Origin of the sequence: Schaalia cardiffensis (assembly GCF_016405145.1) — a bacterium.
In the GTDB taxonomy this organism is placed as follows: Bacteria; Actinomycetota; Actinomycetes; order Actinomycetales; family Actinomycetaceae; genus Pauljensenia; species Pauljensenia cardiffensis.
Window position 1 is genome coordinate 46,029 of sequence record NZ_JAEKIA010000002.1, and the last position, 20,976, is coordinate 67,004.

The 20,976-nt window shown below is 61.4% G+C and carries 14 protein-coding genes; all 14 read left to right on the forward strand.

What is annotated here, in order from left to right:
• Nucleotides 1–71: 71 nt before the first annotated feature.
• Entirely contained in the window at nucleotides 72–2,564 is a 2,493-nt protein-coding gene (locus JFX23_RS01515) for an ExeM/NucH family extracellular endonuclease (RefSeq protein WP_463599275.1), read from the forward strand.
• Nucleotides 2,557–4,812 carry a bifunctional metallophosphatase/5'-nucleotidase gene (locus JFX23_RS01520; protein ID WP_198775405.1) on the forward strand — a complete coding sequence of 752 codons (2,256 nt, stop codon included), beginning with the start codon at nucleotides 2,557–2,559 and terminating at the stop codon, nucleotides 4,810–4,812. Before JFX23_RS01515 ends, JFX23_RS01520 begins: the two co-directional genes overlap by 8 nt.
• 317 nt (nucleotides 4,813–5,129) lie before the next feature.
• On the forward strand, nucleotides 5,130–5,741 hold the full coding sequence (locus JFX23_RS01525; protein WP_198775407.1) for a hypothetical protein: 612 nt from the start codon (nucleotides 5,130–5,132) through the stop codon (nucleotides 5,739–5,741).
• A gap of 157 nt (nucleotides 5,742–5,898) precedes the next feature.
• Nucleotides 5,899–6,987, forward strand: coding sequence for a BMP family lipoprotein (locus tag JFX23_RS01530; RefSeq protein WP_198775409.1), 1,089 nt, complete (start codon nucleotides 5,899–5,901; stop codon nucleotides 6,985–6,987).
• 93 nt (nucleotides 6,988–7,080) lie between these two features.
• Complete coding sequence (locus JFX23_RS01535; protein ID WP_198775411.1) at nucleotides 7,081–8,625, forward strand: ABC transporter ATP-binding protein; 1,545 nt, start codon at nucleotides 7,081–7,083, stop codon at nucleotides 8,623–8,625.
• Complete coding sequence (locus JFX23_RS01540; RefSeq protein ID WP_198775412.1) at nucleotides 8,622–9,884, forward strand: ABC transporter permease; 1,263 nt, start codon at nucleotides 8,622–8,624, stop codon at nucleotides 9,882–9,884. Before JFX23_RS01535 ends, JFX23_RS01540 begins: the two co-directional genes overlap by 4 nt.
• A 56-nt stretch (nucleotides 9,885–9,940) precedes the next feature.
• Entirely contained in the window at nucleotides 9,941–11,164 is a 1,224-nt protein-coding gene (locus JFX23_RS01545) for an ABC transporter permease (protein ID WP_198775540.1), read from the forward strand.
• Complete coding sequence (locus JFX23_RS01550) at nucleotides 11,164–11,604, forward strand: cytidine deaminase (RefSeq protein ID WP_198775541.1); 441 nt, start codon at nucleotides 11,164–11,166, stop codon at nucleotides 11,602–11,604. Before JFX23_RS01545 ends, JFX23_RS01550 begins: the two co-directional genes overlap by 1 nt.
• A 49-nt stretch (nucleotides 11,605–11,653) precedes the next feature.
• Complete coding sequence (locus JFX23_RS01555; RefSeq protein WP_198775414.1) at nucleotides 11,654–12,937, forward strand: thymidine phosphorylase; 1,284 nt, start codon at nucleotides 11,654–11,656, stop codon at nucleotides 12,935–12,937.
• 235 nt (nucleotides 12,938–13,172) lie between these two features.
• The gene (locus JFX23_RS01560; RefSeq protein WP_198775416.1) at nucleotides 13,173–14,123 is read left to right on the forward strand and encodes a sugar-binding transcriptional regulator; all 951 of its coding nucleotides are present in this window, start codon (nucleotides 13,173–13,175) and stop codon (nucleotides 14,121–14,123) included.
• A 229-nt stretch (nucleotides 14,124–14,352) separates the two neighbouring features.
• A complete protein-coding gene (deoD, locus tag JFX23_RS01565; protein WP_198775542.1) occupies nucleotides 14,353–15,060 on the forward strand; it encodes a purine-nucleoside phosphorylase in 708 nt (235 codons plus the stop codon).
• Between the two features lie 42 nt (nucleotides 15,061–15,102).
• Nucleotides 15,103–15,753, forward strand: a complete 651-nt coding sequence (deoC, locus tag JFX23_RS01570) for a deoxyribose-phosphate aldolase (RefSeq protein ID WP_198775417.1) — start codon at nucleotides 15,103–15,105, stop codon at nucleotides 15,751–15,753.
• A 5-nt stretch (nucleotides 15,754–15,758) separates the two neighbouring features.
• Entirely contained in the window at nucleotides 15,759–17,441 is a 1,683-nt protein-coding gene (locus JFX23_RS01575) for a phospho-sugar mutase (RefSeq protein WP_198775419.1), read from the forward strand.
• A gap of 535 nt (nucleotides 17,442–17,976) precedes the next feature.
• Nucleotides 17,977–19,371, forward strand: coding sequence for a DUF418 domain-containing protein (locus JFX23_RS01580; RefSeq protein ID WP_198775421.1), 1,395 nt, complete (start codon nucleotides 17,977–17,979; stop codon nucleotides 19,369–19,371).
• The last annotated feature ends 1,605 nt before the right edge of the window (nucleotides 19,372–20,976 follow it).

Sequence of the window (20,976 nt, forward strand, 5' to 3'; positions counted from 1 at the left end):
GTGGGGTCTTGCATGTCAAAGACGACACCACATCACACTGAAGTGGCGACCCCAAACTGGAGACCCATCGTATGACCATCAGCATGAAGAGACTCCTGTCCGGAGCCGCCGCCCTCGCACTCGTCACCATTCCGATGAGCGCCCAGGCAGCGGAAAAAGCAGCCGAAGACACACCCCCCTCTCACTCCTCTCCCGAGGCCCCCTCCATAGCCGAACCCCCACTCGCCCCCGAAAAAAGCCCCCAATCGAAGCAGGCCGAGCCTTCCAATGGCCCTGCAGATTCCACAGCCAATAGCCAAGGAGATGAGGCCCTCCACAGTTCTCGGGGCTCAGAGCAGACAGGCTCCGGGAACAACACCGCTGAGCCCGCCGAGACCACACAATCGCGGGCAGCCCAGGACCGGGCCCTCACCCCGATCCCTGAAATCCAAAAAACAGGGGACGCCGATGATTCGGCTCTTATAGGGACCACCGTCACCACCCTCGGCGTCGTCACCGGAGCCTATCCCAAGAGCGAGGATGGACTCGCCTCGACCCTTGACGGCTTCACAATCCAGACCCCCGGAAGCGGCGGAACCTGGGATCCGGCGCGTAACTCATCAGACGGCCTCTTCGTCTGGGTGGGCAAGAAGAACCTCGACATCCCGGCAATCGGCTCCTGCGTCCAGGTGAGAGGCACCGTCACCGAATTCCCCGCAACCGGGAAGACAACGACCGCATCCACACCGAGCCTCACCCAGCTCGCCGTCACGGCGATCACCCCCGCCACGGGTTGTGCTCCCATCTCCCCAACCCCCCTGGACTCCCTGCCGAATGCGGAACAATTCGAAGCCCTCGAATCCATGCTCGTCGCCCCATCGGGAAGCTGGACGATCACCGACAACTACCAGGTGAACCAGTACGGCACCCTCGCCCTCACCCCCGGGAGCGAGCCGCTACGAGCGGCGACCGACGTTGTCGCCCCCGGAGGCACGGCAATCGACTACGAAGCGAAGAACGCCGCTGCCGTGATCTCCCTCGATGACGGGACGAACACGAATCTCACGCAGGACGCGGCAACATCGGTCCCCTACGCCTATATCGCCAACGGCGCCCCGGCCAGGGTCGGCTACCAGGTGAACTTCACGCATCCGGTCCTCGTCGACGTGCGCCACTCGAACTTTGTCTTTCAGCCGAGCCGCATGGTCGCCGGACACCCCGATCGCTCCCCCGTCGCCATCAGCGGCCAGCGCCCCGCAGTCCCCACAGTCAACGGCGACGTGAAAGTCGCGACTTTCAACGTCCTCAACTACTTCTCCGACCTCGGCGAGAACGAGCCCGGCTGCAAGGGATACCCCGATAGGGAAGGCAACTTCGTCACCACGAAGAAATGCACTGTCAGAGGAGCCTGGTCTTCCCAGGCCTTCAGCCAACAGCAAGCGAAGATCGTCACCGCGATCACCATGATCGACGCCGATGTCGTCGCCCTCGAAGAGATCGAGAACCCGGTGGGCGTTGGAATCGGCCCGGACCGCGACACCGCCCTCAAAACCCTTGTGGACGCTCTCAACGCGGCAGCGGGAAGCCGCATCTGGGCATTCGTCCCAAGCCCCGGGACCGTGCCCGCCAAAGAAGACGTCATCCGCACTGCCTTCATCTACAAGCCGAAGACAGTCAGCCCCGTCGGCCAATCCCAGATCCTCGACGACCCGGCTTTCACCGGGCTCGCACGTCAACCCCTCGCCCAAGAGTTCACCCCCGTCGTCACCGACCAGCAGATCGGAAAGAACTTCGTCGTCATCGCGAACCACTTCAAGTCCAAGGGCTCGATCCCGAAGGGCATGGAAGAGGGCAACACCGACATCGGCGACGGTCAAGGCAACTCGAACGCGATCCGCGTCGCACAAGCGAGGGCCCTCGCCTTCTTCGCCGCGAAATTCGAGGACAAACCGACGCTCCTCGTCGGAGACTTCAACTCATACTCCAAAGAAGATCCGCTCACAGTCCTGAAAGACGCGGGCTGGATCCACAAGTCGGAAGGCACCTCACCCTCCTACGTTTATCAGGGACGATCGGGCTCCCTCGATCACGTGTTCGCGAACACGGCCGCCGACCCCCTGGTCGTCGACGTCGCCTCCTGGGCGGTGAATGCAGAAGAGTCCATCGCCTTCGAATACTCGAGGTCGAATGCCAACCTCTTCCTCAAGACCGAGATGGACAACCCCTACCGATCCTCGGACCACAATCCTGAGATCGTGGGCCTCAAACTCGTCAGCGAAAAACCCGGGGACGGGGGCTCCGACCCTGGAACCCACACGCCGAACACTCCCGCAGATCCCGGAGCTGAACAGCCCCCTCGGCATCGGGGAAAGGGGCATCGCCTGCAGGAAAGTCCTCCTCGAAAGGGCCGGGCTCTCTCGCCTCAACCGGAACCCACGAGGGGCTCCTTGCAGCAGCGGGAATCAGCCTCCTCCTCGCAGCGGCCCTCGCGATTCGGCGCGCACGCATCTCCTGACAGCTCTATTCACTACACAAGGCCGCATCCAACGGCACCCATGAAGAAGAATCGGAGAATCAATGAGTAAGACACTACGGCGGACGATACTCGGCACCGGAGCCGTCTTCGCCCTCCTCCTCGCCCCCACAGCGGCACATGCCGAAACAGAAAACAACGAGTCCGGCGAGAAGCCCGCAACTACAGTCGTCACTCTCGATCTGTACAACCTCACAGACGTTCACGGGCACATCGAACAGGTGAAGAAGAAAGGAGTGGTGCGCGAAGCGGGCTTGCCTGCGATGAACTGCTACCTCAAGCAGGCTCGGACCACGAACCCGAACTCCTCCTTCACGCTCCTCGGTGACAATATCGGGGCCTCGCCCTACACCTCGGGCTCCCTGAAGGACAATCCGACGATTGCCGCGCTCAACACCATGTCCCCTCTGGCGTCAACCATTGGCAACCACGAACTCGACATGGGCCAGGCCGTTTTCAAACAGCGCGTTGACGGTTCGAACCCGGGCGAATTCGTGCAGGTGGGCTTCCCCTATCTTGGCGCGAACATCGAGGGCATGGGCACCTGGATGAAGGGCGGGGTGGAAACCCCCTACCTTGGTGATTACGAGGTCTGGACCTCGCCCTCGGGAGTGAAAGTCGCCTTCATTGGCGCGATCGCTGAGGACGTTCCCTATAAGCTCAGCCCCGGCACGACAGCGGGACTGACCTTCACTGACCCCCTTGCAAGAATTGACGCACTCGCCAAATCCATCAAGGACAAGGACGAAGCGCAGATCGTCATCGCCATGCTCGACGACGATGTGAAGAACAACTATCCCAAGGTCAGTGAATACGTCGACGGCATCATGGGAGGTGACACCCACGTGCCCTACGAGTTCGACAAGATCGACTCGGCTGAGAAACTCGACTCGAAGAACCCCCTCCTCGCTGGCGTCGCATCGGGTTCCTACACCGATAACCTCGGCCTGATCCGCATTGCTTACGACACTGCAACGAAGAAGGTCGTCTCAGCCGACACCCAGCTGATCCCTGCGGCTAAGGTCGCTGAATGCGGCGTGGACCCTGAGACCCAGGCAGTCGTCAACCAAGCGGTCGCCGACTCTCAGGAAGCAGGTAAAGCGGTTGTTGGAACGGGATACACTCAGCCCTTCCGCCGTGGCGTCTTCACCGCCCCCGGGGGCAAAACTGACCCGGGTTCGAACCGCGGAATCGAATCGAGCCTTGGAGACTTCGTCGCCGACGCCATGAGGGAGACCATCCTCGTTGAGGGCAACACTCCCGTCGATATTGGCATCATCAACGCCGGTGGCCTTCGCGACGATCTCATCCCGAACGAGGACGGGACCATCACCTACGCGCAGTCCTATTCGGTCATGCCCTTCTCGAATGAGCTCGGCTACGTGTCCATCACCGGAGCGGACTTCAGGAAGGCTCTCGAACAGCAGTGGAAGACCGATCTCAACTCGCAGAACTCGCGCCCTCTGCTCAAGCTCGGCATCTCGTCGAATGTGCGCTACACCTATGATCCGGCGAAGCCCTACGGGCAGCGCATCACCTCGGTCATGGTGAACGATGAGCCCCTCGACCCTGCGAGGATCTACACGATCGGATCGGTGACCTTCCTCCTGGCAGGCGGAGACTCCTTCGATGCTCTGACCGCGGGAGGCCCGGCCAAGACGAATGGGAATCTCGATAGGGATAAGTTCAATGAGTTCCTTGCCGCTCATTCGGGTGCGACTCCGCGAGTGGCCAAGTCGTCGATTGGCTTGAGCCTGCCCACTGAGCCGCTTGCAGATGGTACGAGCCTGTCGATTCCGATGCGGGGTCTTTCCTTCTCAGAAGGCCCCTCGATCACGCAGAACGTGACCTTGAGCCTTGATGCGTCCAAGGGGAGCTCGCCGGTCGATAACAGTCTTCTCGATGAGCACGCCTCCGATGAGGCGGCCGTCATCACCACCGATGGCGCGGGTCGGGCGAATGTTGAGGTGAAGGTCTTCGCTGGGCAGCGCTGCGAAGGACACGTAGAAGGCGATGTCGTGAATGTCCCCGTTTCCGTGTCCACGGACTTCGCAGAGGTTGTCACCGCGAGCCAGGGACTGAGTGTTCCGGTCATCTGCCCGGCGCACCAGGTTGTGCCCGATCCTGAAGGTCAGCAGCCGACGCCCGGCGAGAACAATACCGGCAAGCCCGGCAAACAGGCGGGCAAGGGTTCGGGCAATAATCTCGCCAAGACCGGCTCCTCTGCGGATGTCCTCGGCCTTGGCGCGCTCCTCCTCGCCCTTGTCGGCGCGGGGCTCCTTTCCCGCAAACGGGCCTGATAGGGGGAAAGGGCTTTCTGAGGACCAATGCCTTCTTGTGAGTCTGTCGCAAAGGCTAGGGGACGGGGGCAGGGCCGGGCACTGAGCTCGGGCCTTGCCCTCGTCCCTGAACTCAGGGTCACGATTTGCTAACGAGCCTGGTATTCACAATCCAGCGTCGTTACACTTGCAAAATCCAATACTGCGAAATGTTAAAGAAATGTGCTGGGTGACACCGTCGTTGCCAGCGCAGCTCAAACACTTCACAGGAACAGCAGTGCTGCGCCGAAGCTTCTCATCGGCGCAGCACGGGTGAAAAAGCCGCCAGGAGACGCTCAATGCCCGTATGGGAAATCATCGGATGGACCGGATCGGCCCTCGTCGTCATCTCTCTCGTCATTCCCTCGATCCGCAAATTCAGAACCTTGAATCTGGTGGGCTCGCTCATTGCGACCGTCTACAACATCACCTTCGGGATCTGGCCCTACGCGGCGATGAACGCAGTGATCACGATGATTGACATCTACTGGCTGATCCGTCTTCACAAGGGAGCGAAGCAGGAGTACCGGATCCTTCCCGTTGATCCTCAATGTGAAATCGTCGCCGACTTCGTGAAACGACACGAGACCAGTATGAGTGAGAATTTCCCGCGTTTTTCCAAGGAGCAACTCCCGGGTTCGAGCGTGTATCTGACCATGTGCAGCAATGAACTCGTCGGGCTCTTCGCTCATGAGTCCGGCAGTGAAGGCGCACGCGTCCTCGTTGATTTCGTGACAGAGCGCCATCGTGATCTCAAGCCGGGCACAGTGCTCTACGCCGATTCCGCAGTGCGCCGCAGCGCGGCTCCAGCCCTGATCGTCGACGAGGGCGTCGCCGCAGATCCCGGATACTTCCGCAAAATGGGCTTTGAAGCGCAAGGAGGTGCACTCGTCAGAGCAATGCATGAATGAATGAATGGGGGGCTTGACAGCCCCCACCTCGACTCAGAGAATTTATCTACGCGTCAATTCGGAGTTTTACAAACGTTCTGCTGAGACATCCGGATCGCTCGGAATGAGTCACCGGGAGACGCAGTTCAACGATGAACAACCACACTGGAGGAATCCAATGAAGAACCTCTCGAAGTACCTCGCCGTCGCCGGCGTTGCTGCTATCGCACTGAGCGGCTGCGCAGGAGGCGCCGACAAGTCCGGAGCCGAAGGGGCCACCAAGGGCGCCGACTTCAAAGCATGCGCCGTCTCCGATGCCGGCGGCTGGGATGACAAGTCCTTCAACGAGTCCGCCTACGAGGGACTCGAAGCGGCCAAGAACAACCTCGGCGTGAAGATCAACACTGCCGAATCCTCATCAGACGCCGACTTCGTTCCAAACGTGGAAGCCATGGTCGACGACGGCTGCGACCTCGTCATCGGCGTCGGCTTCAAAATCGAAAAGGCCCTCCACCAGTCTGCCGAGGCGAACACCGACATCAAGTACGCCCTCGTCGACTCGAGCTTCTCCGACGCCGACTTCAACACCGTCGTCGTTGAGAATGGTCGACCTCTCCTCTTCAACACCGCCGACGCCGCCTTCCTCGCGGGCTACGTTGCGGCGGGCATGACGAAGACCGGTAAGGTCGCCACCTTCGGCGGCATCCAGATCCCCTCCGTCTCGGTCTTCATGGATGGTTTCGCCGACGGTGTCGCCGCCTACAACAAGGCCAAAGGCACCGACGTCCAGCTCCTCGGCTGGGACAAGGCCACCCAGAACGGCTCCTTCACCCAGTCCTTCGACGATCAGGCCCTCGGCAAGCAGCAGGCCCAGCAGTTCATCGACCAGGGCGCCGACATCATCATGCCGGTCGCCGGCCCCGTCGGTCTGGGCGCCGCAGCCGCAGCCAAGGAGAATGGCTCCACCCTCATCATCGGTGTCGACTCCGACTGGTACGAGGCCAACCCCGATTACTCCTCGATCATCCTCACCTCGGTGATGAAGCAGATCGGCGCTTCTGTTGAGCAGACCATCAAGGATTCGGTCGAGGGCAAGTTCTCTGCCGAGCCCTACATCGGCTCCCTCGCCAACGGTGGCGTCTCTCTTGCTCCCTTCCACGACTTCGATGCTCAGGTCCCCCAAGAGCTCAAGGACGAGGTCGAGAAGCTCAGCGAGCAGATCAAGAGCGGCGAGCTCAAGATCGAATCGCAAAACAGCCCGAAGTGATCGAGCGTGAGGGCGCGGCGGCGGAACACCCACCGTCGCGCCCTCTACGTCTGTGCACCACTCAACTCGTCGAAGAATGAAGGACGGCAACCAGTGAAACTGGAACTCCGGGGGATCACGAAACGCTTCGGCCCCCTCGTCGCAAACGACCACATCGACCTCAATATCGAAGAAGGGCGCATTCACGCCCTCCTGGGTGAGAACGGCGCGGGCAAATCCACCCTGATGAACGTTCTTTACGGCCTGCACCAGCCCGACGAGGGAGAGATCCTCATCGACGGTAAGCCCGTTGTCTTCAAAGGCCCAGGAGACGCGGTAGCCGCAGGCATTGGCATGGTGCACCAGCACTTCATGCTGATCCCCGTGTTCACAGTCGCCGAATCCATCGCCCTCGGTGATGAGCCCACAGGCAAAGCCGGACTCATTGACATCGCCAAAGCCAGGCAGATCGTGCGCGAGGTGTCGGCGCGCTTCGGATTCGACCTCGACCCGGACGCGAAGATCGAAGACCTGCCGGTCGGCGCCCAGCAGCGCGTCGAAATCGTCAAAGCCCTCTCGCGCGAAGCGAAGGTCCTCATCCTCGATGAGCCGACCGCGGTCCTCACGCCCCAAGAAACCGATGAACTTATGACGATCATGCGCCAGCTCGCAGACTCTGGCACCTCAATCGTGTTCATCACTCACAAGCTCCGCGAAGTACGTGCAGTCTCCGATGACATCACCGTCATCAGACGCGGCGCCGTTGTCGGCACAGCCTCCCCTCAAGATTCCGAGAACGAACTCGCCAACAAAATGGTTGGCCGCGCCATCATGCTCAAAGTCGAAAAGGAGGAGGCGAAACCTGCAGGAGGCGGCCTCGTCTTCGATTCCGTCTCCATGCTCGCCCCCTCGGGCAACGCGATTCTCGACCACGTGTCCTTCAGCATCGAACGAGGTGAAATTTTCGCCATCGCGGGCGTTCAGGGCAATGGGCAGACCGAACTTGCCGAATCGATCCTCGGTCTAGTCAATCCCGACTCCGGTTCGATTGCCCTCGAAGGGATCGACATCACCCACGCCAACCCGCGCAAATCCTTGGAATCGGGAATCGGTTTCGTTCCCGAGGACCGTTCGAAGGACGGCATCATCGCCTCCTTCTCCATCGCCGAAAACCTCGTACTCGACCAGTACGACAAGGCCCCCTTCTCCGTCGGCCCCATGCTCAAACTCGGAGTCATCGAGAAGAACGCCGAGGACCTGCGCGAGGAATACGACATTCGCCTGACGCGCATTGAGGACCCGATCTCTTCCCTTTCAGGCGGCAACCAGCAAAAAGTCGTCGTCGCCCGCGAAATGTCGAAGGACCTCAAGCTCCTCGTCGTGAACCAGCCGACCCGCGGCGTCGATGTCGGCTCCATCGAGTTCATCCACAAGCAGATCGTTGCAATGAGGGACAAGGGCGTGCCGGTTCTGCTCATCTCCTCCGAACTCGACGAGGTCGTCGCCCTCGCTGATCGGATCGCGGTCATGTACCGCGGGCGCATCATGGGCATTGTGCCCGCGACGACCCCGCGCGAAGTCCTCGGCCTCATGATGGCCGGAGTTCCGCTTGAGGAAGCATTTGCTTCCGGCTCCAACGCTGAAAAGGAGGAGCGATGACGAAGAAGTCACCGTCCACGGCGGGTATCGTTCTCCGCCACGCCCTCGGATCGAAATGGTTCGTTTCGATCCTCGCTGTCGTCGTCGCATTCGCGCTCGGCGCGATCCTCATTGTCATGGCCGGAGCCTCCGTTTCTGAGGCCTACTACGCCATGTTCCGCGGCGCGATCTTCGACCCGGAAGCCTCAAGCTTCCAACGTCAGATCAAGCCGATTACGAACTCCTTCTTCTACGCGATCCCGCTGATCATCGGCGGCCTTGGCCTGGGCTTCGGCTTCAGGGCGGGACTGTTCAACATCGGCGGACAAGGCCAGGTCATCTTCGGGGCCCTCGCGGCCGTGTGGGTCGGCTTCAGCCTCCACCTGCCACCGGTCCTGCACACGATCCTCGCATTGTTCGCCGCAATCATCGCAGGCGCCCTCTACGCGGGCATCGCGGGTTTCCTCAAGGCACGTACCGGCGCGAATGAAGTGATCGTCACGATCATGCTCAACTCGATCGCGGGCCTCGCCCTGGGCTATGTCCTCGCTCAAAAGGCGTGGCAGGTCCCCGGCTCCAACCAGCCGCAAACCCCCGTCGTCGCCGACTCCGCGGCTTTCATGCCTCTGCTGCCCAACCCCTTCAAATTGCATGCGGGTCTCATTGTCGCGATCATCGCCGTCGTCGTGTTCTGGTGGATCCTCGATCGATCCACTTTGGGCTTCGAGGTCAAAGCAGTCGGCGCGAACCCGGATGCGGCCCGTACCGCCGGTATCTCCGTCGGACGCATCACGACGATCACGATGATGATTTCCGGTGCTTTCCTGGGCTTGGCCGGTGCGAATGAAGCACTGGGCACTATCGGATACGTATCGCGCGATGTCGCCGGATCCATTGGCTTCGACGCGATCACCGTCGCCCTTCTTGGACGCAACAAGCCAGTGGGCACCTTCTTCGCGGGCCTGCTTTTCGGGGCCTTCAAAGCGGGTGGATACGTCATGCAACCCAAGGGCGTCCCGATCGACATGATCCTCATCCTCCAGTCGGTCATCGTTTTGCTCATTGCGGCCCCCGCGCTCGTGCGCTGGCTCTTCCGCCTGCCCAAAGAGTCGGAGAAGTCCTTGCGGGCACAGCTCGCGGCCCTGGGCGAGCCCCCCGCTCCGGCCGCTGCACAGTCCCAAGTCGCCAAGCACAGCAGCGACGCCAAGCCCCTCGCAGCTAGAAGGGGTGATGAAGCCGTGAACTCAACGGCCTCACACAAGGAAGGAGACGCACGGTGAGCTCCGAAAAGACTCTCGCTGAACAGACCGAGGTGCAGCTCAAGCGCTCATGGAAGATGCCGATCGCCTACGTGTTGGGGGCAGTCCTGCTCGTCCTCTTCGCCTCGACGGCCTCCGGAGACGTTCATCTCCGCCTCAACGACAGGTCCCAGTCCTACACGCTTGAGGACATCACCACACCGGGCGCCCCGATCCTGTGGGTCCTCTTCGTCCTCGTCGCCCTTATTGCCGCGTGGTCGCTCTTTTGCACGACGACGAGGCGCACTCCCGCCCGTTGGCTTTCCTCCCTGCTCATGGCCCTCGCCGGAATCGGAACCGTTTTCGGCTTCCTCGTGTACGCGGGCAGTGGTTCCAACGGCGTCGTCACCTTGACCTCTCTTCTCGTGTCGACGATCGCGATCTCCACTCCGCTGATCTTCGGTTCCCTCTCGGGCGTCGTCTCCGAGCATGTGGGCGTCGTCAATATCGCAATCGAAGGCGACCTCCTCGTCGGCGCATTCGCCGGCGTCATGGCGGCCTCCTTCTTCCAAACTCCCTATGCGGGTATCATTGCGGCACCTCTCGCCGGTGCTCTCCTCGGTTCCCTCCTCGCTCTCTTCTCGGTGAAGTACGGAGTCGATCAGATCATCGTCGGTGTGGTCCTCAACGTCCTCACCCTGGGGTTGACGACCTTCTTCTATGGGACCCTCATGAAGGTCTCCCCGCAGACCCTCAACACGAACCAGTTCTCACTCACGCCGATCAAGATCCCCCTCCTTGCGGAGATCCCGGTGATCGGTCCGATGCTGTTCAACCAGACGCTCCTTGTGTACCTCATGTATCTCGCGGTCGCCTTCCTCGCGGTGTTCCTCTACCGCTCCCGCTGGGGCCTGCGTCTGCGCGCCTGCGGTGAGCACCCGAAGGCCGCCGACACGGTCGGCATCAACGTGAACCGCACGAGGGGAAGAAACACGATCCTCGCGTCGAGCTTCGCGGGTCTGGGCGGTGCTTTCTTCACAATCGGTTCGGGCCTGGCATTCACCGACAACATCTCCGCAGGCAATGGTTACATCGCCCTCGCGGCGATGATCCTGGGCAAGTGGCATCCGCTCGGCGCGACCTCCGCAGCCCTCATGTTCGGTTTTGCACAGGCGGTCGCCAGGATGCTCCCGAACGTGTCTCCTGCGATTCCCTCTGATCTCGTGTCGATGATCCCCTACCTCGTGACGATCGTCGCCGTCGCCGGATTCGTCGGAAAGTCGAAGGCACCCGCTGCTGAGAACATCCCCTACGTGAAGTGATGTTGACGATGACGAACACGCTTGATGAGCAGACCTGGAAGACCCTCACCGCCGCAGCTGTTGAAGCCATGTGCTCCGCCTACTGCCCGTACTCGCACTTCCCCGTCGGCGCTGCTGGCGTGACGACTGACGGAAGGATGGTCTCGGGGTGCAATGTGGAGAACGCCGGATACGGCGTGACCCTGTGCGCTGAATGCGGGATGGTCTCTGATCTGGTGCGCCACGGGGGTGGGCGACTGAAGGCTGTGGCCATTGTCAATGGCAATGGCGAGGCTTGCGCCCCTTGTGGGCGTTGCCGCCAGCTCATTTTCGAGCACGGAGGCAACGAGTGCCTGATCCTCATGCCCACTGGGCCGATGGCGATGAGTGAGGTCCTGCCCGGCGCCTTCGGGCCGAGCAACCTCAGTGAGGTCACCAGCGGGCAAGCTCTGGCGAAGTGAAGCGATCCGGGCGCCCCGAAGTTGGGGCGCCCGGTGGGAAGGAAACACAATGGAACTCTTCGACGTCGTTGACGTCATCCGCGTCAAGAGGGATGGGCATGCCCTCACGAAGCCCCAGATCGATTGGGTCATTGATGCCTATACCCGAGGTGCGGTCAAAGATGAGCAGATGGCCGCCCTGGCGATGGCCATCTTCTTGCGCGGCATGAACCGTGAGGAGATCTCGCAGTGGACCAGCGCGATGATCGCATCCGGTGAGCGCATGGATTTCGCTTCCTTGGCGCGCCCAACCGCTGATAAACACTCCACCGGAGGGGTCGGCGACAAGATCACCCTGCCACTCGCCCCCCTCGTCGCCGTGTTCGATGTGGCCGTCCCACAGCTGTCGGGTCGCGGTCTCGGTCATACCGGAGGAACCCTTGACAAACTCGAGTCGATCCCCGGGTGGCGAGCAAGCATGTCGAATGAGGAAATCTACTCTCAGCTCGGCGAAGGCTGCGGTGCGGTTATCTGCGCGGCGGGTGCGGGTTTGGCGCCTGCAGATAAGAAACTCTATGCGCTGCGCGACATCACTTCGACGGTCGACTGCATTCCGCTGATTGCCTCTTCGATCATGTCGAAGAAGATCGCTGAGGGGACAGGCTCTCTTGTCCTCGATGTGAAAGTCGGTTCTGGCGCGTTCATGAAGGACATTGATCAGGCGCGCGAATTGGCGCGCACGATGGTGGACCTTGGGGCGGATGCCGGCGTGAAGACCTTTGCTTATCTCACCGACATGTCAACGCCCCTGGGAGTCACTGTCGGCAATGCCCTGGAAGTGCGCGAGTCCGTCGAGGTCCTCGCAGGAGGCGGCCCCGCTGATGTGGTGGAACTGACCTGCACCCTCGCCCGCAAGATGCTTGAAATGTCTGGGAAGACGGATGTCGATGTGGAGGCGGCACTTAAAGATGGCCGCGCAATGGATGTGTGGCGCCAGATGATCGAGGCCCAGGGCGGCGAGGTCGATGCCGAACTCCCGATCGGCGCGGAATCGCATGTCGTGTTCGCGCAAGAAGACGGTGTCCTTCACACATTGGATGCGCTGAGCGTCGGCGTTGCCTCATGGCGTTTAGGCGCTGGGCGTGCGGTGAAGGAGGACCCGGTTCAGGCGGGTGCCGGTATTGAAATCCACGCGAAGCCGGGCGATCCGGTGAAGAAGGGACAGCCGCTCTTGACGCTGCACACGGATGACGAGTGGAGAATCCCTCGCGCTCTCGAATCCCTCGAAGGTGGCATTGTGATCGGCGACTCGGCCCCAGACGCGGCTTGTGTCGTGCTCGATGAGATCGGGTGATAATTGCAGGTCATGTGAGAGAAGACTCTTCAGTGCTCACTGTGGCGGGCGCCTGAATCATTGGGGCCCGCCACCTTGATCGGGTCGCACAGTGTCCTGTGAAGGGGAATCGCGGCTTCGAGCGAAGGATCTGTGTTCCCAAGGGGGCGGGGTGTTCGCGCTGGGGAGTCTCGTGGAGTCGGCAAGACCTTAAGGAGTCGTACAGACAATGGCTCGTGCAATGAAAGGAGGGCAGATGGACAAGAAGGATGAGCAGGCGATTGACGCGGTGAGGCTCTACTACGAGCATGGTTTCAGCCAGGCCGAGGTCGCATCGAAGATGGGGATTTCACGCCCAACTGTTGCCAAGCTCCTTCAGCGCGGGAAGGAGGCGGGCTTCGTCACCATTGAGATTCACGACCCGCGTGAGAAGTCCTCGCTGCTCGCCACTCGTTTGGAGGAGCGTTTCGCTTTGAAGCATGTGCGCGTGGTCCACCCGGTCGCTTCGAATGAGCGAGAGCTCCTCGATGAGTTGGGACGCTCGGGAGCGGAGCTTGTCGAGTCCCTTGTCCGCGATGGCATGAGCGTCGGAGTGTCCTGGGGGCGCACGATGAATGCGATCGCTTCGCATCTTCGCCCGACGGTGCACAGGGATGTGGAGATCGTCCAACTCAAAGGCGGAACGTCCCATTCGGATCATGCTACGAATGATTTTGAGATCATGAGGGCTTTTTGCGCTGCCTTCAATGCGAGTGCCAGGTATTTGCCGCTTCCTGTGATCTTCGATGATGTGCGGACTTTGAGGATCGTGGAATCCGACCGGCATATTGCGCAGATCCTCGAGGCGGGGCGACGGACGGATCTCGTGGTCTTCACGGTTGGTGCGCTCGCTCGTGAGGCCCTCGTCTTCAACCTCGGGCATCTTCATGAAGAAGAGATCACACGTCTTCTTGAGCGCTCCGTGGGGGATGCCTGCTCTCGTTTCTTCACTGCGGGCGGCGAGGTGGCCGTCCCTGAGATTGATGCGAGGACGGCGGGGATTTCTTTGGCGGACTTGGCTTCCCGGCCAATCCGGGTCCTTGTCGCCGGGGGGCCGAAGAAGGCTGTAGCCCTCAAAACCGCGATGCGGATGGGCTTGGCGACTCACTTGGTCGTTGACCAGGATCTTGCGCTCGCCCTCCTTCTCGAGGACGAAGCCGGAGGCTGAAACCAGGGGCGGGAAGCGTGCAGGTCGAAGTCTGAAGCGCGGTCGAGCAACGAATTGAAGCTGAGGGTCGAGGCGGGGGAGGAGCAGATCTCTCTCGCCGTCTCGCTCCGCCCACGAACGGAACAAATGTCAATTTGTTGATTGACGAAATGATATTCGCTGCTTTACCCTGAAATGAGTCTGGGACGATGAGGTCCCGACCGCCCACATTGGAGGACACATGTCTAAGATGAAAGCCACGCCGCACATCAACCCTCAGGGTCCGATCGCGAAAACGATCCTCCTGCCCGGAGACCCGCTTCGCGCGAAGTTCATCGCCGAGACCTACCTGGAGGACGCCCAACAGTTCAACTCCGTGAGGAACATGCTCGGCTTCACCGGCTACTACCAAGGCACCCAGGTGTCTGTCATGGGCTCGGGCATGGGCATCCCCTCGATCTCCCTCTACGCCTGGGAACTCATCCACGTCTACGGCTGTGAAAAGCTCATCCGCATCGGAACCTGCGGCTCGCTCCAACCCGAGGTCAATGTCTACGACGTCGTCATCGCCCAGGCGGCCTGCTCGAACTCGAACTTCATCAACCAATACAACCTTCCCGGAACCTACGCCCCCATCGGCTCCTACCGTCTGATCGAAGCCGTGCGCGAGCGTGCGAAAGCGAACGGCGTGACCAGCCACGTCGGCAACATTCTCTCCTCCGACACCTTCTACAACTCCGACCCGAGCTTCAACGATCGTTGGGCGAAGATAGGCATCATCGCCGTCGAAATGGAGACTGCCGGCCTGTACGCGACCGCCGCTGACGCCGGAGTCGAAGCCCTCGGCATCTTCACCGTTTCGGACTCCCTCGTCACCGGAGAGGCCACCACGGCGGAGCAGCGTCAGACGGCGTTCACAGACATGATGGAGCTCGCCCTCCCTCTTGCCCAGATCTGATCGCCCGCACACTCGCATTCGAACTCTCAGGAGTATCACAGTATGAAGAAATCCGAAGTCGCCCAGATGATCGACCACACTCTCCTCAAACCCGAGGCGAGCGGGGCCGATGTCGCAAGGATCGTCAAGGAGGGCGCCGAACTGGGCACCTATTCCGTGTGCGTATCGCCCTCGATGCTTCCCCTTGAAGTTGAGGGCCTCCACGTCGCCTGCGTTGTCGGTTTCCCCTCCGGCGCGGTGAAGCCGGAGATCAAGGCAGCCGAAGCCGCCCGCGCGGTCGAGGATGGCACAGATGAGGTCGATATGGTCATCAACCTCGCCCTCGTGAAGGAGGGGCGGGCTCAGGATCTTGAAGCTGAAATCAAGGCCGTCCGCGACGCCGTGCCCGCGCCGAAGATCCTCAAGGTCATCATCGAGTCCGCTGCCCTCAGTGACGAGGAGATCGTCATGGCCTGCACAGCCAGTGAGGCTGCGGGCGCCGACTTCGTGAAGACCTCCACAGGCTTCCACCCCGCCGGTGGTGCCTCCGTGCACGCTGTGCGCCTCATGCGCGAAACGGTTGGCGATCGCCTCGGTGTGAAGGCCTCGGGCGGTATTCGTGACGGCAAGACGGCCCTTGAAATGATCGAGGCCGGGGCCTCCCGCCTGGGAGTCTCCGCTTCCCTCGCGATCCTCGCGGACATCGAGGAGTGAGAGTGATGAACGACGAGCTTTTTGAATCAGCCCGTCAATGGGCGAACCACGATCCCGACACCGCGACCTCCACTCGCCTCCTCGCTTCTCTTGAGGCGGCGGAAAAGGGGGACGAGGCCGCCCTTGCCGAGGTGAGGGCCGCAATGTCGGGTCCCCTCGAATTCGGCACCGCCGGTCTTCGCGGCGAAATCGGCCCTGGCGAGTCCCGCATGAATCTCGCAGTCGTCATCCGCGCCACTGCAGGGCTTGCCGCCTACCTGAAGACTCAGACGGATCGCGCTCCCCGCGTCGTCGTGGGCTGTGATGCCCGCTACGGCTCCGTGGATTTCGCTCGCGCGGCCGCCAGGGTCCTTTCCGCGGCGGGCTGCCACGCCCTCGCACTGCCGGTGAAGAATCCGACGCCGCTGACGTCCTTCGCCGTTCGCGCCCTCGACGCGGACGCCGGGATCATGGTGACCGCCTCTCACAATCCCGCTAAGGACAATGGCTACAAGGTCTACCTCGGTGGAACGGTTGTCTCCGACGCGGGGCAGGGCGCCCAGATTGTGCCCCCGCATGACGCCCGAATCGCCGAGGCGATCGCCGCATGCCCGCCCGCCGACGAGGTCCCACAGGACACGCTCAACATTGAAGACGTCGATCCTCGTAACGATTACGTCGCCGCAGCGACCGCCCTCGCCCGTGGCAGCGCCGAGGAGAAGGCCGCTTTGAAGATCACCCTCACCGCCATGCACGGCGTGGGCGGTGCCCTGACGAAGCGGGTCCTGAGCGAAGCGGGCTTCACCCAGGTGCAGCTCGTCGCCCAACAGGCCGAGCCCGACCCGGACTTCCCAACGGTCTCCTTCCCGAACCCTGAAGAGCCCGGCGCCCTCGACCTCGCAATGGAAGAAGCCCGCCGCAACGCTTCGGACCTCATCATCGCGGTCGACCCGGACGCGGACCGTTGCGCCCTCGCGATCCCAGATCCCAACGCGGAAAAGGGATGGCGTCAACTCTCCGGTGACGAGATCGGCTCGATCCTCGGCGAATGCATCGCCCAGAGTGCGCCCGCCGGTTCCGTCTTCGCGAATTCGATCGTCTCCTCGCGTCTGCTTGAGCGCATCGCGAGCGAGCACGGCCTCGGCTATCAGCACACTCTGACCGGTTTCAAGTGGATTGCGCGCACCCCGGGCATCCGCTTCGGCTATGAGGAGGCCATTGGATTTTGCCCCGACCCGGATCAGGCTCGCGATAAGGACGGCATCTCGACCTCGGTCGTCGCAGCCTCCCTCTTTGCAGGCCTCAAAGCCAAGGGCTCGAGCGGACAAGAGGAGCTGGACCGTATGGCGCGCGCCTACGGCTGCTACCTCACCATGCCGCTGACCTTCCGCGTCGATAACCTCGGGCTCATCACCGAGGGCATGGATCGCCTGCGTTCCAATCCTCCGAAGGAACTCGCAGGTTCTCCCGTCACTGAGGTCACCGACCTATCGAAGGGGTGGGACGGGCTTCCGGGCACGAATGCGATCATGGTCCTCACCGAGGCGAACGACCGCGTGATCGCACGCCCCTCGGGCACAGAGCCGAAGCTCAAGTGCTATCTCGAGGTCATTTTGCCCGTCGAGGACGGGGCAGAGGTCCCCTGGGAAGCTGCGCGTGAGCGCCTGACCCTCATCAAAGCCGAGTTCGCGAAGGCGATCGGCATCTGACCCGGCGTCGATGGGCATCACCTCGGCACGTGCTCACGCCGAGGCGATACGGCGCCACGAAGGAAGCGGCCTGGACTTGAGTCCGGGCCGCTTTCGTGTGTTTGGGTGGTTGTTGTGTGTTTGGGTGGTTGTTGTGTGTTTGGGCGGCTCTCACCTTTCCGGGCTGCTTTCGTGTGTTTGGGCCCGCCACGCACGCTGAAGCATCTTCATTCTCCACGTCATGATCTGAGATGGAGCCCGTCCACGCTCCCGCCCCAATCACGAATCTCCTTTCAGCCGCTTGACACACCACAAAAGATCCGCCGCTGTTTGATTGCAGAAAAAGAGACATGACGGGGCAAATGCCAGCAAGGTGGCGAAAAAGCCAGCAAAGCGGGGGAAAGCCAAGGCTGCGGGGAAAGCCAACGCTGCGGGGGAAAGCCAAGGCTGCGGGGAAAGCCAACGCGGCGGGGGAAGGCAGCTGAAAGACGAGATGGGGGACAAATCGGGGCTTTCCCCGACCGTAGTATCTTCCCCCTCTGAATACTCTTAACGCATGTCTTCAGCAGCGTCTTTCACCGGAGCCAATTCCCCGCGATACCCCGCGCCAGATGTTGCGCGCGGTTTCATGCTCCTCCTCATCGCCGTGGCAAACGTCCCCGTGTGGTTGATGTTCTTCCCACTCCAAGCCGAGCCGGGCGTTGCCGACCGATGGTGGATTTTAATGCGGGGGCTTCTCGTGGACCACAGGGCGTATCCGCTCTTTTCCATCCTCTTCGGTTTTGGCCTCATGACGATGGTGATCCGCCGAACACGGGCCCACGTCGGAGCAAGAAGTACCGAACTTGCCTTGCAGATGCCAGACATGCCCCTCCCAGTGCGCGAGCAATGGCTTGCTGGTTTCACAGCTGAAGCTGAAGCGGATGCGTGCAGGCTCGTGCGCAGGCGCGGATTCTGGATGCTCCTCTTCGGCCTCGTCCACTCCTTCCTCTTCTTCGGGGACATCATCGGGACCTACGCGCTTGTCGCCATCATTTTCGCCGGTCTCATTGTGAAGAAGCGATTCAAGGTCATGGCGATCATTGGCGGCGTGCAGATCATTTTCATGCTTGTGTTCATGGTCGCAGGTCAGATGATGTTTGAACTCTTCCCAGGTTTACAGGGGGACCCGGGAGTGGGCGGCCTCAACATCATGCTCCACTGGTACTATCCCCTTGCATCCTTCGGACAGTGGGTGGGCTCCACGATCATGACTGCCCTCATCTCTATCGTTGTGCCCTGCACTTTCCTCGGGGCTTGGGTTGCGACGACAGATGTGATGAAGACGCCGGAGCGCTACCGCGGCCTTCTCATCGGACTCGGCATTGGCGGGCTCACCCTCGCGAGTCTGCTCGGAGCTCCCGAGTCCCTCCACGAGGCTGGAATGCTCAGCTGGTGGATGCCCGGTGCGGGGGCGCTTCACGAGTTCTCCGGGCTCTTTGGGGCGATCGGTTGGCTCGCTCTCCTCACCCTTTTCGCTGGCCCTGCCCGCGAGTCGCTTCCCGGTACGCATCGCTTCCTCTCCGCGATCGGCAAGAGGTCGATGACTGCCTACATTGGTCAATCGATTCTCTTCGCCCTCATTTTCGCGGTGATGGGCCTGTCAGGAGTTCGCAGCGTCACGCCTCTTCAAGGCCTGGGGATTGCGATCGGAGTGTGGGTCGTCCTCGCCCTCTTCTGTCAGCTTCTCGAAGCGCGCGGATACAAGCGCGGGCCGCTGGAGGTCCTCTTGCGCAGGGCTGTCGCGAAGTCCGCTCGTCCCCATCCACTCCCTCAGATCCCCACTTCGACTCCCACGCAAGAGTTTGTGGCGACCGAGGCCGAGGCGGGGGATTCAGCTGAGGGGAGCGAGGCCAGCGCTGCTGTCGGTGCCGTTGCTGAGGAGGCTGCACCTGCCGAGACCACAGGCTGAAGGTGAGGGGCTCAGCCGAGCTGCGCGTAGCTGGTGCCGAGGCCGAAGGCGCTGACGCTGTGGGGAACGGTGCTGCGCTTACTCAGTCGGAGGTTGAGGTGCGCTCCAGTCGTGGGCTGCGAGCCTGGTGCCGGGGGCGGTGTTTCGGGGAGCTGCGTCTGTGAGGAACGGTGCTGAGCTTGTACAGATGGAGGTTGAGGTGCGCTTCAGTCGTGGGCTGCGAGCCTGGTGCCGGGGGCGGTGTTTCGGGGAGCTGCGTCTGTGGGGAACGGTGCTGAGCTTGTACAGATGGAGGCTGAGGCGAGTTTCAGCCGAGGGCTGCAAGCCTGATGCCGTAGCCGTAGCCGCATCCGTAGCCGTGGTCGAGAGGCGTGAAGCCTGAAGGAATAGGAGCTGTGCTCGCAGAGAACGAGGCCGAGGTGCGCGTAGCTGGTGCCGAAGTCGTGGCCGTGGCCGTGGTCGAGAGGCGTGAAACCTGAGGGAATTGGAGCCGTGCTCGCTACCCGGGGCGGTGCCGATATGCCTTTTCGAGGCTCTGGTTCTGAAAGAGGCGTGTGTTTGTGGGGAGACTGCTCGTTTCGAAGACGGTACGAGGACAAGGCGGGTGTGGCGGGTTGAGGGAGAGACGGCCCCCGCTCCTCCTTTCGGGCGAGGAGCCAGGATGTGTGCCTCTCGACTGTACTGAGGGATTGAACGGAGAGAACATCGACACCACGCCCAGGGCTGACGAAGGTCCGTACAGGCTTGGAGAATTCAGGATTGTCCCCTGATTATGCTCTCGGCATCGCTTGGCGGTCGTCGTTCTTGTCGAAAGCATGGTTTGGGTGCTTAAACGGGGTTGGGGGGTGTTCTTGTGTGCCCCTGAATATGATTTTGGCATCGCTTGGCGGTCGTCGTTCTTGTCGAAAGCATGGTTTGGGTGCTTAAACGGGGTTGGGGGGTGTTCTTGTGTGCCCCTGAATATGATTTTGGCATCGCTTGGCGGTCGTCGTTCTTGTCGAAAGCATGGTTTGGGTGCTTAAACGGGGTTGGGGGGTGTTCTTGTGTGCCCCTGAATATGATTTTGGCATCGCTTGGCGGTCGTCGTTCTTGTCGAAAGCATGGTTTGGGTGCTTAAACGGGGTTGGGGGGTGTTCTTGTGTGCCCCTGAATATGATTTTGGCATCGCTTGGCGGTCGTCGTTCTTGTCGAAAGCATGGTTTGGGTGTTCCAACGGGTTGGCGGGCGTTCATCTACGCCCCTGATTATGGTTTCGGCGTCACTCGCTGCGCTGCGTCCCTGCCGAAAGGACAATCAGGGGAAAGACGCTGCTGTGGGAGACGCTGCCGGGGCAGATGCTACTAGTGTGCTCGACACGGTCAAAGAATGGGCTACGGATAGTCGAGCATAAGCGCATCATGCGCTGTCGTTCAGGGGTATTTCGAGGCCTATTGCTTCGAGTACACGGGGAGTGAGCAGAAGAAAGCCGTCTTCAATGGATGTCCGCCCCTCAGGGGGAGTCTGCCCGGGGATAGCCCGAGAGACTATCTGGGGTATGTAAAGGTCCGCCCCTCAGGGGGTATCCGCCCTCTCAGAGGAGTCTGCTCCCGCTGCCCGGAGCGACGA

Coding starts and splice junctions, on each gene's coding strand:
- JFX23_RS01515 (WP_463599275.1), top strand. CDS start 72: ATGACCATCAGCATGAAGAGACTCCTGTCCGGAGCCGCCGCCCTCGCA.
- JFX23_RS01520 (WP_198775405.1), top strand. CDS start 2,557: ATGAGTAAGACACTACGGCGGACGATACTCGGCACCGGAGCCGTCTTC.
- JFX23_RS01525 (WP_198775407.1), top strand. CDS start 5,130: ATGCCCGTATGGGAAATCATCGGATGGACCGGATCGGCCCTCGTCGTC.
- JFX23_RS01530 (WP_198775409.1), top strand. CDS start 5,899: ATGAAGAACCTCTCGAAGTACCTCGCCGTCGCCGGCGTTGCTGCTATC.
- JFX23_RS01540 (WP_198775412.1), top strand. CDS start 8,622: ATGACGAAGAAGTCACCGTCCACGGCGGGTATCGTTCTCCGCCACGCC.
- JFX23_RS01545 (WP_198775540.1), top strand. CDS start 9,941: ATGCCGATCGCCTACGTGTTGGGGGCAGTCCTGCTCGTCCTCTTCGCC.
- JFX23_RS01550 (WP_198775541.1), top strand. CDS start 11,164: ATGTTGACGATGACGAACACGCTTGATGAGCAGACCTGGAAGACCCTC.
- JFX23_RS01555 (WP_198775414.1), top strand. CDS start 11,654: ATGGAACTCTTCGACGTCGTTGACGTCATCCGCGTCAAGAGGGATGGG.
- JFX23_RS01560 (WP_198775416.1), top strand. CDS start 13,173: ATGGACAAGAAGGATGAGCAGGCGATTGACGCGGTGAGGCTCTACTAC.
- deoD (WP_198775542.1), top strand. CDS start 14,353: ATGAAAGCCACGCCGCACATCAACCCTCAGGGTCCGATCGCGAAAACG.
- deoC (WP_198775417.1), top strand. CDS start 15,103: ATGAAGAAATCCGAAGTCGCCCAGATGATCGACCACACTCTCCTCAAA.
- JFX23_RS01575 (WP_198775419.1), top strand. CDS start 15,759: ATGAACGACGAGCTTTTTGAATCAGCCCGTCAATGGGCGAACCACGAT.
- JFX23_RS01580 (WP_198775421.1), top strand. CDS start 17,977: ATGTCTTCAGCAGCGTCTTTCACCGGAGCCAATTCCCCGCGATACCCC.